This is a genomic window from Streptomyces sp. NPDC029956, assembly GCF_055574655.1.
The window spans coordinates 23,687-38,325 of record NZ_JBVHZJ010000032.1 but is presented as its reverse complement, the minus strand read 5'-3'; the positions used below and the strand labels follow the sequence as shown (position 1 = coordinate 38,325).

Here is a 14,639-nt window from a genome sequence, read left to right as displayed (position 1 = left end):
ATGGTGTGGGGCGCGCGGATGTCAGTCCGACGTGCCTTCCATACCGCGCTGCCGACGGCTGCGCGGCGCAGGCTGTAGTGGGGACACGGATGGAGTCCGGTGCTCTCGCGGCGTGACGGATTCACGCATTACGGCACTCGCCGGTCGCCCAGGATCTGAACAGCGTGAGGGCCTCGGTCAAATTGCCGGGGCCACAGGCGACATGGAACGCCTTCTCCGACGACCAGGCCGTCACCCAGTCATGCTCACTCCGTATGACCTGCTGTCTGGGGTACTCCAGGTCCGCCAGGTCCGTCTCCTCGAGATCGATCTTGACGGACCAGCCCGGGTTGTCGAGGGTGTCGATCGCCACACCCCATTCGTGCTCCCAGTCACCGTCGCACCGTGAGCTGTACCAGCCCTGCAACCAGTCAAGGACGTTCTCGGATTCGGACATGGACGCAGGCTAAGCGAACTGCCGGTGAACCGAAGAGCCGGTGTGCCTTCCAGGTCACAGCACCGTTCCTCGGTGACCTCGCCCGAGTCCATGCGGCGCAGGGCCTGGCGTTCGATGAGTGCCGCAGGCGTGCGACGACGGCGAGGGCGTGGGCGGCCCACGCCGATGGCCTCGCCCGGCGACGACCCGCGACCAGGCCGTGGAGGGACGAGAGGACGGCGTCGTCCCTCGGGGGTGGAGGATCGCCGCGATGACCTGGGTGCGGCGGCCATCACAGGCGTAGATCCACAGACGTTGTTTCTTGCGCGGCTCACTGAAGCCCGGTCGCGTCGTTCCAGGGTTGAGTGACTGGCCTCTGCCTACGTGAGTATGCGTACTCACGCGCCGGCGGCGGCTTGATCAGAAGCTGTGCACATGACACGAATCCCTGCCTCGACCGGCAAGTTCACCCGCTCCGTGCGCCGACCGCGGACCATCCTGGCCATGACGGCCCTCGGGGTGCTGGCACTGGGTGCGTGCGGCACCACCGTCAAGCCGACCACCGGCGGAGAGTCGGCCGTGCGCGCCGAGACCGTGGGAAGCCGGCAGTCCGGTCCGAGCCTCCCGGAGATCGAGGCGTACATCGACCGTACGTGCCCCCCTCCGGGCGCCCCGCCGGTGGGGCCGCCGAGCAGTCCGCCGGCGGCGCCGCCCGGCTGGGAGGCGCCGGCCGACATGACCGTGCCGATCTCGCCCACGGCGGGACCGGAGGTGGAGCTGAACGGGCGCGACTGGTGCGCGAGCAACCTCCACGAGCAGCGCATCGCGCAGGCCCTCTGGGATCTGGAGGACCCCACCCCCACGAAGGTCAGGGCGATCCTGAACGACCTCGGCTACGTCGACGAGCGCATCCACGACCTGAAGCAGTCCGGTGCGACCACACGGTTCTTCCTCGACCTGCGAGAGAAGGGCGGCAAGCTCTGCTTGGACGGCTCGGCAGCCGGCGACGAGACCGTCGTCGACAAGTGCGTGGCCCCCGCGACCGGCCCGTTCACACCTGGGGGCCGGAACCTGTGACCACCAGCCAACAGTGATCTGCAGGGTCCGCGTTGGTCGTATCCGGTAGTCCAGTTCGGCGGACACCCGCGAACGACCAGGCCTGGGCAGGCCAACCCCTGGGCAAACCACTCGTCCCGCCACCCGAGAACGCGTCGGCCTGGACCGCTACGCGCCCGGTGGCCGGTACTGGATCTGTTCGGCTTTGCGCAGGGCATCCATGGTCTCGTCGACGGTCAGGAGAACGGTCGTCTCGAACGACTTCAGCGCGCCGCCTCCACTGATCGCGAGCGCGACCGCGGCCATGGACACGTTGTCGGGGGCCTCCCACAGGTTGTAGCCGTCGTGCGTGCCGAAGGCGTACCAGAAGCCGTGGAGCTTCCCGCCGACGGACTCGATGTACGCCTGAGCGGCCTTTGCGCGGTCCTCGGGGTGGGCGGTCAAGCGCGCCCACGTCTCTGGTGTGTAGCTGAACCTCGACAGATAGAGCGGCATCGTGTCTCCCTTTCGTTCCGTCAAGGGATGCCCGTCGGGGCGGGAAACGCCCCGGATGCGGTCCGAGTGTCCCCTGAACGGCTGGCGACAACGACCGGCAAGTGCCTGTCAGGGACCAGGCGCGCTCGCCACGTACCCCCCTGCGTTCGGCAACGCGATCTTCAGCAAGCGGCCGCTCGGCGCCGCCGACCGGACCGCCCTGACTCCCGACGGGAAGAAGGAGCGGCGCAACCTGCTCTGTGCGCCGCTCACCGGCAGGCGACGTTCGGGAGCTGTCAGTGGCGGGGGAGAGGATGCCTGTATGCCACTGCTGCCCCTCACCGTGCCCGCGTCCTTGCTGGATGCCCACCGTCTCGACCTCGAAGCCGGCGACTGGGGGTTCAGGGCCGACCACGCGGTGGCGACGGCGACCGGCGACACCTATGTGCTGACCGGTCTGCGCCGCTACCGCGGGCATGCAGCCGACTCTTCCGACCCCGCCGAGCAGGACTTCGGCTACCAGCTCATCACCCGCCACGGTTCCGACGGAAAGCCCAACGCCACCGCCGTGTTCGGACAGGCCGTGCCGGGCGGTGGCCCGTCAGCCATACCGGAGGGCATCGAGACGACCCTGGCCGTCCTCCCTGACGGGGCGGTCGCCGTCAGCTCCAGGCCCGGCAGCACTCACGTCCTGTCCCCGGACCTGGATGAGGTCCTCGCCTCCTGGCCGATGCCCTGGGGCTGGGAGAACAGGCAGGGCCCCGGGGTCGACCCGTTCGCCGCGTCGATCTCCGTCACCCCCGCAGGCCGGCTGCTGTGCATGACCTCCGAGTACGGGCTCAGCAACTGGGCCGGGGCCCACCCCAACATCGTCGCCGTCTCCGAACCCGGCACGGTCCTCGGCCCGGACCGCAAGCCCGTGCTGCGTGCCATCGCGACCCTGGACGCGCGCACGGACTCCCAGACCGACGCCGACTCGTACGCGCACGTGCGGTACGGCGACGAGCCGGTGGGTCGCGGCAACCGGCCATCGCCTTCGCTGACCGAGGCCCTGTCGGAGCTCACCGGCACCAGCGGCGACCTCTACGGCTACCTCGACTCCAAGATGAGCCGCCCGGCAGCGCTCGGTGACGACCTGTTCGTCGTCCCGGTCTTCGGGAAGACCTTCCGTTCGTCCAACCGGGGCCAGCAGTTCAGCTTCGCCCTCGTCGACGACCGCGGGGTGCTGCATGGCCGGCTGGGGGGCTTGCACCTGCGTGAGGACAGCCCATTCACCGGCTTCGACTTCACCGTCGTCGCCGACCCGTACCGCGCCCGCGCCTTCCATCTCAACCGCTACGGCTTGTACGCGTGGAGCGCAGACGGGGTGCTGCGCGTCCGGATGCCCACTACGGAGAAGCCGTTCAAGCCCCTCGTCCACTTCGCCCTGCTGGAGTGCACACCCGCGGGGGAGCTGCTCCTCGCGCACCGTAAGCAGAACCTGCTGCTGCGGGTGCCGGTGCCGCAGGACCTGGACGACCTGGCGGAGACGGTGGAGGCCGCGCTGAGGAGCTACGGGCGCGAGCGCACCGCGCTGAAGAAGGTGTACGCGCCCGTGAACTGGATCTGGTCGGACAGCGCGGCCACGGTGAACCATCTCTGACGTTCCATCAATGACGTGTCCGGCGGATCACGCGTCTGCTCAGTGGAGGTGTACCGGCCCACCGGGCGATCCGGTCGGCCGCTCCTCGGCCCGCGTCCTCGCGTACGGTCCGGAGACGATGCTCCTCGCTGGCGACGTCATCCTGGCCGAGCCCGCCGAGCCCGCCGAGCCCGCCGAGCCCGCCCAGCCCGCCGAGCCCGCCGAGCCCGCCGAGCCCGCCCACTCGACGTGGACGAGCCTGTCCTCATGGTCACGCCGAACCGCCCCAGGACTCCTGTGAGCCTTCGCTCCCCACGAGAAGTCCGGATCACGTCAGTGCCGGCGCCTCGGACGGTCGCCCACCGCACGTTTCCGCCGCCACAACACGGGCAGACCGTACAAAACAGTCAATTGGTGAACCCCTGAGGGCGAGCCCCGCCCCAGGCACCGAGCCGGGAAGGCAGTAACCGATGGGCGTCGTGAAAGCCACGTACATGCAGGTCCGTGGACTGATGAAGGAGTCCGACGGCAAGGCTCTGCAGAATCCCTCCCTGCTTGCCGAAGGCCGCAGGATGCGCGACGCGGGCCGAGCGGCGCGCGAGCAGCGTATGCCGCGGCCTCCCGGCCAGCGCCCTGGTCGGGAGGTTCTCCGCTGATCCCCGGGTGCCGCCGTCCGGCCCGACGACGTCGGCGCCCGCCCCCTCCACGGCAGGGGTCTCGCAGCTCTACGTCGGGAGACAGGCGCGGTACCCGGGCGAACGCGGGTGACGTGCGGGCGTGGCCTGCTTGACCGGTCCCTCCGGCGCCTGCAGAGTCGGGATGGGCCATCCACACCGGTGTCGCCCGACTCTGCCGGTCGGCCCGCCCGTCCACCGGCACACCCCCCTCACGTCCGGGAGCGGCTGATTCGATGGTCCTCGACCTGATTGTGATCGGTACGGCCATCAGCCTGGGGCCCCTGCACAACAGCGCCTTCATCCTCCTGCTCTCCTCGCGGCGCGGTTTCCGCAAGGGGCTGGCGTTTCTCTTGTCGTGGCTGGCCAATCTCGTCGCGGTGATCGCCTGTGTGGTGCTGCTGACCGGTGGCCAGCCTCCCGCGCACAACAGCGCGCCCTCGACTGTCGCGATCGTTGCGAAACTCGTCATCGGGGTGGGACTGGTGCTGTACGGCGCGCACCGGCACCGCCGACCGCGGCCTCCGCACGGCCCGCCACGCTGGGCCGCCCGGATCGACGACGCTTCCCTGGTTACCGCGGCCGCCCTCGCCTGGCTGCTGCAGCCGTGGGGGCTGGTCGGCGTGGGCGCCGCGACCGCCGTCGACGCGGACCTCTCCACCCTCGACGACTGGCTCGCCCTGAGCGGCTACTGCCTGCTCGCCACGCTGAGTCTCATCGTGATGGAGATGTACGCGGTCTGGGCGCCCGAGGCCGCGCAGGCCCGGCTGAACGCTCTGCGGAGCTGGCTGGAGCAGCACCAGGAGCAGCTGATCGTCACGCTCTCCCTGCTCGTCGGCCTGTGGGTGATGGGCCGGAGCATCTACGAGCTGGTCGCCTGACCCGTACGACCGCGGCGGCAAACGAGGTACCCGGCGTGCGTGGGGCGTGCCTGCGGTGTACGTGCGGCGTGGGGTGTTCCCCCTTCCCCGCTGCACGGCGCTTCCCCTTCCCGCTGCACGTCGTTCCCCGTTTGCCGGGGCCGACCGGGTGAGTCCGTGAGTCCGGCCAGGCCGGTCCCGGCGAACCGGTTCACCTGGACTGCGTGGAGAGACTCACACCACTGAAGTCCTGCGCGGCGGCGAGGCTGAAGCAGACCCGGCCGGACGGCGGGTTGTCGATCGTCAGCGTCTCGGCGTTGCCGGCTCTGGCGGACTGGGCGGCCCGCCGTCCCGAGTTTGAAGCAACGTTTCTGCATCGGGTGCCGTCAAACAGGGCGACTACCCGTGCCAGGCGATCCCTTCAAGTGGAAGACCACCGTGGACCATCCCTCCCTTCTCCCCGCCCCCTCCCGCTCGTCCGCGCCCCCGGAGGGAAGACGCCGGACCAGCTACCGGGCCACCGTCGAATCCGTCTCCCCTGTCGCCCACCGCGACACTCTCGACGAGCACGAGGCGTGCTTCCTCGGCGTCAGCCTGGACAACAGCAGCTTCAGCCCCGCCAGGTTCGAAGCCATGCTCACGTGGGTCTCGCGCCGCTACAGCCGCTGCACCGTGCTGATCGGCGACAGCATCCACCGCCTCACTCTCGCCTCGACCCGAGGCATGGCCCCCGACCGGGCCCTCGCGCACGCCCTCGACCTGGGCCGGCAGTTCGTCCAGGACCAGCAGCCGGCCCTGGACGCCCACCGGGCGACGACCGAGTTCACCCTCGTCACGTGCCGCGAGGTCCAGGAGACCGTCGAGTACGCCGAGTTCCACCACGAGCTGCGCACCCTGTTCGCCAAGGACGACGCCTTCCGCGCCTCGGTGGAGGCCTTCGGCCGCGCTTATCACGCCAAGCAGTCCGCCGCAGTGGATGACGGGGAACTCCGTCGACGCGTCGACACCTCCAGCGCCTACTTCCTGGAGGAGTTCGCTGTCTTCTGCTGCCTCACCCGCCGCGATCTGCCGGTCATGGTCTACCCCGGGCAGTTCAGCACCCTCGCCGAGATCGCCGCCGGGCACCATGCCCAAGCCCCCGAAGAACTCCGCGACCTGACGCTCGTCTCCCTCCGCGTCCGCGGCCGGTAGCGCAGCCCGTACGGCCCGCGAGTTCCTGTGGAACGGCGATGCGGCATCCGCTGCCGGACAGGCCGGGGCTCGCGCTCCAGTCCTGGCAGTGGACGCTCTAGTCCTGCCAGTAGAAGAGCAGCGCGTCGACCGTGAGGGAGTTCCGTCCGCCGAAGTAGTAGACACGGAGGTCCGTGAGGCGGATCGCGCCCGTCTCCCCGTCGATCCAGCGGAAGCCCGCAGATTCGAGGGCACGCCAGGCGGCGTCGGGAGCGTCCTCCTCGGCGGTCGCGAACGGGCCGAGGGTGCTGATCAGCAGCCGGTCCCCACCCACCTCGATCACGTGGTACGTCCCATCCCCCTGCTGGTTGTCCTCACCGCAGGAGACCGGGGGCTTCGGCTCCAGTCCGGCCGCCGTGAGGGCGGCCGTCGCCCGGCGGAGCTGCTCATCCACGTCGGGGCGGGCGGCTCGGCGCAGACGGCCTCGATCCGCCACCGCGGGTCGCTGAGGCGTTCACAGACGGGACCGTACTCGTGCACGAGCGCACCGCGCAGCTCCTCGTCCAGGCCCTCGACCTCGACCCGGGGGCGGCCCAGGCGTTCGTAGAGCGCCCGGACCTCGGCCCTGTCCTCGGTGAGGCCGTACAGCGCGTACGTCGCCCAGACCTTTGCCTCCGTCGTCGGCGCCTCGTCGAGGTAGGCGCGCAGACGGTCCGCGTCGGTCGCGAGCGACTGCGCGACGTACGCCACCCGCCGGTCCGGGTCCGCGAGCGCGTAGGTCACGTCCTCGTCGGCGCGGTACCGCATCCAGACGCGGAACTCCCGGTCCTCGGGGCGTTCCTCGCCGAGTTCCGCCAGGATCGCCTCCGCTCCGTACCGGTCCACGAGCCCGTCCAGACCGGCAGCGCCCGCGTCGCGGTCTCTTCGCCGCGGCGAGGCGGCGAGGGTCGCCAGTTCGCGCGCGGCCGAGCGGTCGCCGAGCAGGCCCCGCGCCTTCAGGCAGGCCGCGCCCATGTCGTGCGAGGTGTCGGACGCGCGGCCCTCGTGCCGCAGCCAGGGCAGCAGTTCCGTGCGGTCGGCCAGCAGGTCGAGGAGGGCCCGGCGTACCTCGGGGGTGTCCCGGGGGTCCTGGATACGCGCGATCAGCCCGGGGACGTGCCGCTCGGGGACCCGGCCGGTCAGCGCGATCACGCACGGCCTGCGGCGCCACCACGGGTGCCCGGGGTCCGCCACGTAGCGGGCGAGTTCCTCAGCGTCGACCTCCCAGAGGCCGGCGGTGTCGTCGCATCCGGCCCGCGGTATCAGGGCCTCTATCCTTCGCATCCGGGGATGCTACTGCTCCGGCAACGGGCTGAGCAGGCGGATTCCACGCCCGCGCGCACGGTCCGCCCGACGGGGACACCATGGACGTATGAGGCTGCCCGCGCTGTCCACGCCGCCCGGCGAGCGTGGCCTCGCCGTCGTCGAGGCGCCGTCCGCGCTCGGGTTGCGGCCGTCCGGGGTCCAGGAGCTGCCGGAGGCGGTGCTCGGCGGAATGGCGCGGGTCGCGCGGGTCGAACCGCCCGCGTACGACCCGGTGCGGGACGTCGAGACCGGGGTGCTCAACCCGGAGGGCATCGCGCGGTACTCGGCGGAGCTGGCGGACGTCGTCGGCGAGGTGCTCGACTCCGGGCGCCGTCCGGTCGTGCTGGGCGGTGACTGCAGCATTCTGCTCGGGAACCTGCTCGCTCTGCGGCGCAGGGGGCGGTACGGGCTGCTGTTTCTCGACGGACACACGGACTTCTACCAGCCAGACGCTGAGCCAACCGGCGAGGTCGCGTCGATGGAACTCGCCCTGGCCACCGGGCGCGGCCCCCGACGGCTCGCCGACCTGGAGGGCCGGGGGCCGCTGGTGCGGGACGAGGACGTCGTCGCGTTCGGGTTCAGGGACTCCGACGAGTCCGCCGCGGCGGGGAGCCGGCCACTCCCGCCGGAGGTGTACGCCCTTGCCCTCGACGACGTCCGCGCGGCCGGGGCGGGCGCCGCCGCGCGCGGCGCCGTCAGCCGGATCGCCGAGCGGGACGGGTACTGGGTCCACCTCGACGTCGACGTCCTGGACGACGCGATCATGCCCGCCGTCGACTACCGGCAGCCCGGCGGGCTGAGCTGGGCCGAACTGGAGGACGTGCTGGGGACGGCCCTGGGCCATGAGCGTGCCGTCGGGTTCGACGTCACGATCTTCAACCCGCGGCTCGATCCCGACGGGACGATCGCCGGCCGCCTGACCGACTGCCTGCGGCGGGGCCTGGCGGTCGAGGGCCCGCCGGTCCAGCGCCCGTCGGTCTAGCGTTCTGGCCGTCCGGCGTTGTGGCCGTCCAGCGCTCTGGAGCCCTCTCCTGCTCGTCTTCACCGTCGCCCTCGGGTCCGACCCCGTCCGCCGTCAGCGGCGCCCTCCGCGCCTGCGTCGTATCCAGATCCCGGCGGCGGCTCCGGCGAGTGAGGCGACGGCGAGCCCGACCGTGGTCAGCCAGGGACCCCAGGTCTGCTCGTTCTCATCCTCGGCCGCGGAGCGAGACGTCGACGGGGAACGGGAAGCCTCCGGAGCCGGTGATGTCTCCCGGCTCCCGGGAGGATTGCGGGTCGGCGTGGCTGCGGCCCCGCCCGGAACCGACGAGGCACCGGGCGACGAGGGGACCGCCGCAACCGTCAACTGCCGCTCGGCGTGCCCCAGTGCGGGCTGCCCGGCTGCGACCGTGACCTTCCAGCTGCCGGTCGGAAGGGCTTCGGCGGTCGTCCAGTCGGTCGGTCCGGCGCCGCGGACGAGTGTCCAAGGACCCGCCGTACGACGGCCGTCCGCGCTGACGGCGCTGACCAGTGCGGCGACCCGCTCGTCGACGGCGTCGCCGTCGTTCTCCCAGGTCACCTTGGTCAGGACGTGGCCGTCCCGGTGCCCGGTGATGACCACTTCCAGGTTGTCGCCGTGTGCGGCGGCGTGCTGCGGCAGCGCGAGGCCGAGGACCAGTGCTGCGGTGAGGACGAGTGCGGGTCGGGTGGCGGTACGCATGGCGGTGCTCCGGTCCGGTGTTGGAGAGATGGCGTGCGCTGGCGCGGCGTGGGCCTGTGCGGCTGGGTCTGACGAGGCGGGTGGCGCCCGCGAGGTGCGGGGGTTCGCGAGGGCGGGCCACCGATAGGCGGCCCGCCCGATGTGCGAGGTGGATGCGACCCGCGGGCAGGCTCGGCCGGCTCAGCCGGCCCGGCGGGCCGTCCAGGTCTGCGCCGGCCGTCCGTCCGCGCGCTGGAGGTCGAGCAGCCAGGACCCGTAGTACGGGCGGCTGCTGACGGTCAGGGCGTAGGACCCGCTCCGGTCGGTGAGCGTGACCGCGCCGTTCACGACCGTCATCCGCCACTGCTGGGCAGCGGAGCCGGCGGCACAGGGCTGCTGGGCCACCCACATGCCGGGGGCAGGCGTGCCTCCGGGCTGCAGGCACTTGGCGGAAGCCGCCGACCGGACGCGTACCAGACCACTGCCCGCGTCGTCGAAGTACCACTGCTGCTGCTCGTACCCGTTGCTCTGAGCACCGACCAGGACCGTGCCGTCGGCGCTCCGGCCACCCCACAACTGGGCGCTCAGCCCGCTGCTGCCGTTGGAGAGCAGATAGCGGGTGCCGGGGGTGGTGGTGCCGCCCGTCCCGGCGGTACGGAAGCTCGTCGCCCGGCCCGGGCCGCTGTCACGGCCCTGGCCGTCGCGGACGGAGACGGCGGCGGTGTGGGAGGTGCCCGGCCGCAGGTTGTAGATCCGGAGCGCGGTGCCCTGGACCCAGGTCAGGTGCCTGCCGTCGAGGATCACCTGGTACCAGGACGCTCCGCCGACCCGCTGCCAGCTCACCACGACGGAGTCCGCCTGGATCTGGCCGACCGTCACGTCCGGCCCGGCGCCCGGCCGCGGCCCGGTCGGCGTCGGGGTGGGCGTGGGCGTGGGGGTGGACGTCGGGCTGGGAGTGGACGTCGGACTGGGTGTGGGGTTCGGTGTCGGGTCCGGTCCGGTGCCGCCGCCCTTGGTCCGCATGAGGAACTGGTTGTCGGCGATGTTCCAGTGGGTGGCGAGGTAGCTGCCGGCCCGCGGGCTGGTGTGGAAGTAGTCGTCGTGGTTGCAGTCGAGGATGTTCTCGGAGGCCCGGTTGGTGCAGACGTTGCGCATCTTCGGGTAGTACGGGCTGTCCGAGTAGCACATCACGTCCCACTCGTCCGTACAGTGCGCGCCCCGGCTGGTGTTGGGCGCGCTGTTGTTGACCGCGCCCAGGTTGTGGCCGAGTTCGTGGGCCGCGGTGTGTCCGCCCCAGCAGCCGCTGTCCGTACGTCCGTACGAGGGGCCGAAGTTGCTCTGGTTGGTCTGGCCCGGCCGCTCGTCCCCGGCGAAGGTGCCGATGCCGCAGTACACCTGCGCCTCGGCGAAGATCATGTACTTGCGGTCGCGTCGGTCGAGGCCCTTGGCGGCGAGCGCGCGGTTGGTGGCGCTGAACTCGGCCATTGCGGAGTCGGGGAGTTCGATGTTGAGGACGGTGGGCGTGCAGTCCGCGGCCGTCACGTACCGGATGTGGCGGACGCCGCCGGTCTCCTCGGCGCTCGCCGAGTAGATGAGGTCGGCGTCGGCTGCCCACTTGCGGAAGGAGGCGAGGTACTCGGAGTACCGGTCGCGGCCCGGGCCGTGGACGTACACGACCTGGACCCGGTTACCGGTGCTGCCGTCGCTGTCGCACTGGACGGTCTGCCCGGCGGGCCCCGCGGCGGCCGTGGTGGTCCCGGTGCCGGCCGGAGCGGTGGAGGGGCTCGGCGAGGCGGCGGCGGCCGTGGTGCGCGGGGCCTGCGCGTCGGCGGCGGGCGTGTCCTGCGAGGGCCCCTTGCTCCTACGGGACGAGGGCTGCGGCGCGGCCGGCTTGGCGGGATCTGCCGCGGGTGGCACGGACTTGACCGCGGGTGGGGTGTCCTTCTTGATGTCGACACCCTTGGGCGGCGCGTCGGGGCCGTGGGTGCACAGGCCGGTGGCTGTGGCGTAGACGCCCGCGCAGCGGTCTCCTTCAGGCGCCGCCTTGAGCCCGTCGTACACCAGGCCCTTGGCCGGCTGGTTGGTCGGCTTCTTCTGGATCGGCTCGGGCTCCACGCTCCTGGCCGGCGCAGCGGCAGGTACGGCGGTGTCGGCGATGGCGGTGACGGGGGTCTCGAGGCGGGCGAGCGGAGCCCTCTCCGAGTCCGCGCGCCCCGCCCCGTAGGCGATCCCTCCGGCTACGACCGCCGCGATGGCCATCGCGGCAGTCACGCCTATGAAGGGTCTGCGGGGCCGCGCCCCGCGTGCCTGACTCTCCTTCGGCTTCCTATGTCTAGGCATGCACACCTCAACTCTTTGGTCAGAAGACTGGGTGCGCGGAAGCCTGTCAGAACCTCCCGGTGAAGAATTCGGACAAAGGGGAGAGCGTCCAAAGAATCCATTACGTTACCTACGCTTCCGTTTCTGATGAACTCTCAAGTAGTGCTGAATGAAAGCGAGTTGAGTGTTCGGAGGGGTATTGGTCCAGGCCTTTACTCGCACCTCCGTTATGTAATTGAGATAAACGGGGATGGTTATTGACGTTAATTCAGTGAAGGATTCATCTAATTTCTCACCTCGTGAATCCCTGCGATCACCACCTGTGAGCAGCAGGCCCACTCGGTTCTCGATCCTGCCCAGCTCCTGGCCCGGCGCGGCCCCCTCGACACCCTGAGGGCACCGAGGCGCCGTCGGCGTCCTTGAACTGCACGCCGCCTCCGCGAACACCCCGACCTGACCGGCTGTCTACCTCCAGGACGGCGCGGCGAGTCAGGACAGTGGGGCGAGTCGCGTCAGCGGGACGAGTCAGGACGGTGGGGCGAGCCAGGACACGAGGACGAGCCGGAACGGCGGGACGGGTCGGGAAGAACGTGCCGCCGAACGGGGCGTTCTCGCGTGTCCCGTCACCACCCTTCGCGGGGCAGACGCCCGGGTGGACAACCCTTGCTGCAGGCTCCTCGGAACGCCCGCCCGGTCGGGCGGCGGACCAGGGCCGTCCGATGGCTGCGGAGAGGGTGGAGGTGGGCGAGTGCCCAGGGGGCCGCTCTTGTCCCTACGAGGGATCACCAAGCACTTCGGCGGGGTCGTCGCTCTCGACTCGGTCGACCTCCAGGTGGACCGGGGGCAGGTGCTCGGTCTGGTGGGTGACAGCGGAGCCGGCAAGAGCACACTGGTCAAAGTGGTTTCCGGACTGGTCCCGCCGGACGGGGGGAGCATCGAGTGGCAGGGCGCCCCCGTCGATCTGCGCAGGCCTGCCGATGCCCAAGGGCTCGGCATCGCCACCGTCTACCAGGACCCGTCGCTGGTCGACCGCCTGGACGTGGTCTCCAACCTCTACCTCGGCCGCGAACTGCGCAGGTTCGGGGTTCTGCGGCAGATCGAGATAGAGAAGCGGTCCATCGCACTGTTCGAACGACTCGCCATCAGCCTTCCCAGTATCCGAACCCCCGTGAAGGCGCTCACCCTGGGCCAGCGGCAAACGGTCGCCATCGCACGGGCGCTGCTCGGCAGGCCTGAGCTGGTCGTCCTCGACGAGCCGACCGCCACGCTCACCGTGGAACAGACCTCGCGGATGCTCGAACTGATCCGCCGGCTACGGGACCAGGGTCACGCGGTGATCATGGTCAGCCACAACCTCGACGACGTTCAAGCCGTCGCCGATCGCATCACCGTGCTCCGGCTGGGCTGCAACGGAGGAGAGTTCGAAGCCCGGTACACCAGCCAGGAGCAGCTCGCGGCCGCCATCAGCGGCGGCCATCCGCTCGCGGTGACCCTCCAGCAGAGCCTGCTGCCGCGCGGGCTGCCGGCACAGGACGCCGTCGAGGCCGCCCACCGGTACCTTCCCGCACATTCGGGGGTGGGCGGAGACTGGTTCGACGTGATCTCGCTGTCCGGCGCCCGCGTCGCACTCGTGGTCGGTGACGTCGTCGGACACGGTCTGCACGCCGCCGCCACCATGGGACGACTGCGCACCGCCGTGCACAACCTCGCCATGCTCGATCTGCCGCCCGACGAACTCCTCACCCACCTCGACGAGGTCGTCGCCCGCATCGACGACGAACAGACGGCCGGCGGACGCGAGGACGCCGTCGTCGGCGCCACCTGCCTCTACGCGGTCTACGACCCGGTCACCTGCCGCTGTCAGCTCGCCCGCGCCGGTCACCTGCCCGCCATGCTGGTGAGCCCCGACGGCACCACGGAGATCCCCGAAACACCGGTCGGACCGCCGCTGGGACTGCGCGGGCTGCCTTTCACCACGGTCGAGTTCGACGTTCCCGAGGGCAGCCAACTGGTCCTCTACACCGACGGACTTGTGGAGTCGCGGACCCACGACATCGACGTGGGCCTGGAGCGGCTGCGCACAGCGCTGTCCCACCCCGAGCGCAGCCCGGAGGAGACCTGCCAGGCCGTGCTCAGGGCGATGCTTCCGGCGGATTCCGCCGACGACATCGCCCTGCTGGTCGCGCGTACCCACGCGTTGCCCCGCGAGAGGATCGCCGAGTGGAACGTCCCGCCCGAACCGTCGGCGGTGGCCGCCAGCAGGGCCGCTGCCACGGCCCAGCTGCGCCGCTGGGGTCTGGAGGAACTGGTCCTCGGTACGGAGCTGATCCTGAGCGAACTCGTCACCAATGCGATCCGGTACGGCGGGAGCCCGATCGGCGTGCGTCTGGTGTACGGGCGGACGCTGATCTGTCAGGTCGCCGACGCCAGCAGTACCTCGCCGCGCCTGCGGCTGGCCGCGGACACCGACGAGGGCGGGCGGGGCCTGTTCCTGGTCGGGCAGATCGCCCAGCGCTGGGGGACGCGGTACACCGGGACCGGGAAGATCATCTGGACCGAACAGCAGGTGCCCTGACCAGGTCGGGCATGTTGCGCCGGTTGGTCCACCACCGGCCCGGGCGACGTGCTGCAGCGAACCGGCGGGGGTCGGTAGCCGAGTCGGGCCACCAGGGGGTGATCCGGGCGCGATTGCGGCCCCGGATGGCCCGGCGATCCGCGGCCCCGGCGAGCACGGCGGTTCTGGCCCCCTCTTCGGCGACGAACAGCGCGGGGGAGAAGCGGTCGCCGGCTCCGGCGTGCTGTTCCCAGTCGTCCTGCCAGAACTCCACCGTCCATCCCGGCCACAACTCCGTTACTCGGTATGCCTGTGGGGAGGAGGACAGGGAACGCCGGCCCACGCGGCGCAGGTCCGGGTCGGGGCGAGGAACGGGGCCGAGGAAGGACGCGCATCGCGGCAGCTGACGTACTCCGTGTCCAGCCCGACGAACGCGCGCAGTACGGTCCGGCTTGCGTACAGCCGTCGTCGGGC

12 protein-coding genes and 2 pseudogenes are annotated in these 14,639 nt (G+C 71.0%); 8 read left to right on the top strand and 6 right to left on the bottom strand.

Going from position 1 to position 14,639, the window contains the following annotated elements:
* Positions 1 to 121: 121 nt before the first annotated feature.
* Positions 122 to 436: an immunity 53 family protein gene (locus tag ACZ4XX_RS24190; protein WP_468509949.1), complete on the bottom strand. Its 315-nt coding sequence runs from the start codon at positions 434 to 436 to the stop codon at positions 122 to 124.
* A gap of 414 nt (positions 437 to 850) precedes the next feature.
* Here ACZ4XX_RS24190 and ACZ4XX_RS24185 point away from each other — a divergent pair, with 414 nt between their 5' ends.
* A complete protein-coding gene (locus ACZ4XX_RS24185; RefSeq protein WP_468509948.1) occupies positions 851 to 1,492 on the top strand; it encodes a hypothetical protein in 642 nt (213 codons plus the stop codon).
* A gap of 147 nt (positions 1,493 to 1,639) precedes the next feature.
* Here ACZ4XX_RS24185 and ACZ4XX_RS24180 read toward each other — a convergent pair whose 3' ends face one another.
* The gene (locus ACZ4XX_RS24180; RefSeq protein ID WP_468509947.1) at positions 1,640 to 1,966 is read right to left on the bottom strand and encodes a GYD domain-containing protein; all 327 of its coding nucleotides are present in this window, start codon (positions 1,964 to 1,966) and stop codon (positions 1,640 to 1,642) included.
* A 301-nt stretch (positions 1,967 to 2,267) separates the two neighbouring features.
* Here ACZ4XX_RS24180 and ACZ4XX_RS24175 point away from each other — a divergent pair, with 301 nt between their 5' ends.
* The 4 genes from ACZ4XX_RS24175 to ACZ4XX_RS24160 all read left to right on the top strand — a co-directional run bounded on the left by ACZ4XX_RS24175 (position 2,268) and on the right by ACZ4XX_RS24160 (position 6,291).
* Positions 2,268 to 3,587 (top strand): hypothetical protein, encoded by a 1,320-nt coding sequence (locus tag ACZ4XX_RS24175; protein ID WP_468509946.1) that lies wholly within the window; start codon positions 2,268 to 2,270, stop codon positions 3,585 to 3,587.
* Positions 3,588 to 3,705: 118 nt separating this feature from the next.
* The gene (locus ACZ4XX_RS24170) at positions 3,706 to 3,867 is read left to right on the top strand and encodes a hypothetical protein (RefSeq protein WP_468509945.1); all 162 of its coding nucleotides are present in this window, start codon (positions 3,706 to 3,708) and stop codon (positions 3,865 to 3,867) included.
* Positions 3,868 to 4,476: 609 nt separating this feature from the next.
* Complete coding sequence (locus ACZ4XX_RS24165; protein WP_468509944.1) at positions 4,477 to 5,121, top strand: GAP family protein; 645 nt, start codon at positions 4,477 to 4,479, stop codon at positions 5,119 to 5,121.
* 384 nt (positions 5,122 to 5,505) lie between these two features.
* On the top strand, positions 5,506 to 6,291 hold the full coding sequence (locus ACZ4XX_RS24160) for a tRNA-dependent cyclodipeptide synthase (RefSeq protein ID WP_468509943.1): 786 nt from the start codon (positions 5,506 to 5,508) through the stop codon (positions 6,289 to 6,291).
* 97 nt (positions 6,292 to 6,388) lie between these two features.
* On the opposite strand, the gene ACZ4XX_RS24155 is transcribed toward ACZ4XX_RS24160, so the two are convergent.
* On the bottom strand, positions 6,389 to 6,613 hold the full coding sequence (locus ACZ4XX_RS24155) for a hypothetical protein (RefSeq protein ID WP_468509942.1): 225 nt from the start codon (positions 6,611 to 6,613) through the stop codon (positions 6,389 to 6,391).
* Entirely contained in the window at positions 6,610 to 7,593 is a 984-nt protein-coding gene (locus ACZ4XX_RS24150) for a hypothetical protein (RefSeq protein ID WP_468509941.1), read from the bottom strand. The genes ACZ4XX_RS24155 and ACZ4XX_RS24150 overlap by 4 nt, the downstream gene beginning before the upstream one ends.
* Before the next feature lie 88 nt (positions 7,594 to 7,681).
* On the opposite strand from ACZ4XX_RS24150, the gene ACZ4XX_RS24145 reads away from it, so the two are divergent.
* Entirely contained in the window at positions 7,682 to 8,596 is a 915-nt protein-coding gene (locus tag ACZ4XX_RS24145; RefSeq protein ID WP_468509940.1) for an arginase family protein, read from the top strand.
* Between the two features lie 93 nt (positions 8,597 to 8,689).
* Here the strand turns inward: ACZ4XX_RS24145 and ACZ4XX_RS24140 are convergent, their stop codons facing one another.
* Together ACZ4XX_RS24140 and ACZ4XX_RS24135 are read right to left on the bottom strand one after the other, a co-directional pair.
* Positions 8,690 to 9,313 (bottom strand): hypothetical protein, encoded by a 624-nt coding sequence (locus ACZ4XX_RS24140; protein WP_468509939.1) that lies wholly within the window; start codon positions 9,311 to 9,313, stop codon positions 8,690 to 8,692.
* 180 nt (positions 9,314 to 9,493) lie between these two features.
* A complete protein-coding gene (locus ACZ4XX_RS24135; protein WP_468509938.1) occupies positions 9,494 to 11,563 on the bottom strand; it encodes an RICIN domain-containing protein in 2,070 nt (689 codons plus the stop codon).
* 700 nt (positions 11,564 to 12,263) lie between these two features.
* On the opposite strand from ACZ4XX_RS24135, the pseudogene ACZ4XX_RS24130 reads away from it, so the two are divergent.
* Both ACZ4XX_RS24130 and ACZ4XX_RS24125 read left to right on the top strand, forming a co-directional pair.
* Positions 12,264 to 12,863 (top strand): annotated as a pseudogene (locus ACZ4XX_RS24130) (ATP-binding cassette domain-containing protein); the annotation flags it as partial.
* A gap of 222 nt (positions 12,864 to 13,085) precedes the next feature.
* Positions 13,086 to 14,186: pseudogene (locus tag ACZ4XX_RS24125) on the top strand (SpoIIE family protein phosphatase); the annotation flags it as partial.
* Between the last annotated feature and the right edge of the window lie 453 nt (positions 14,187 to 14,639).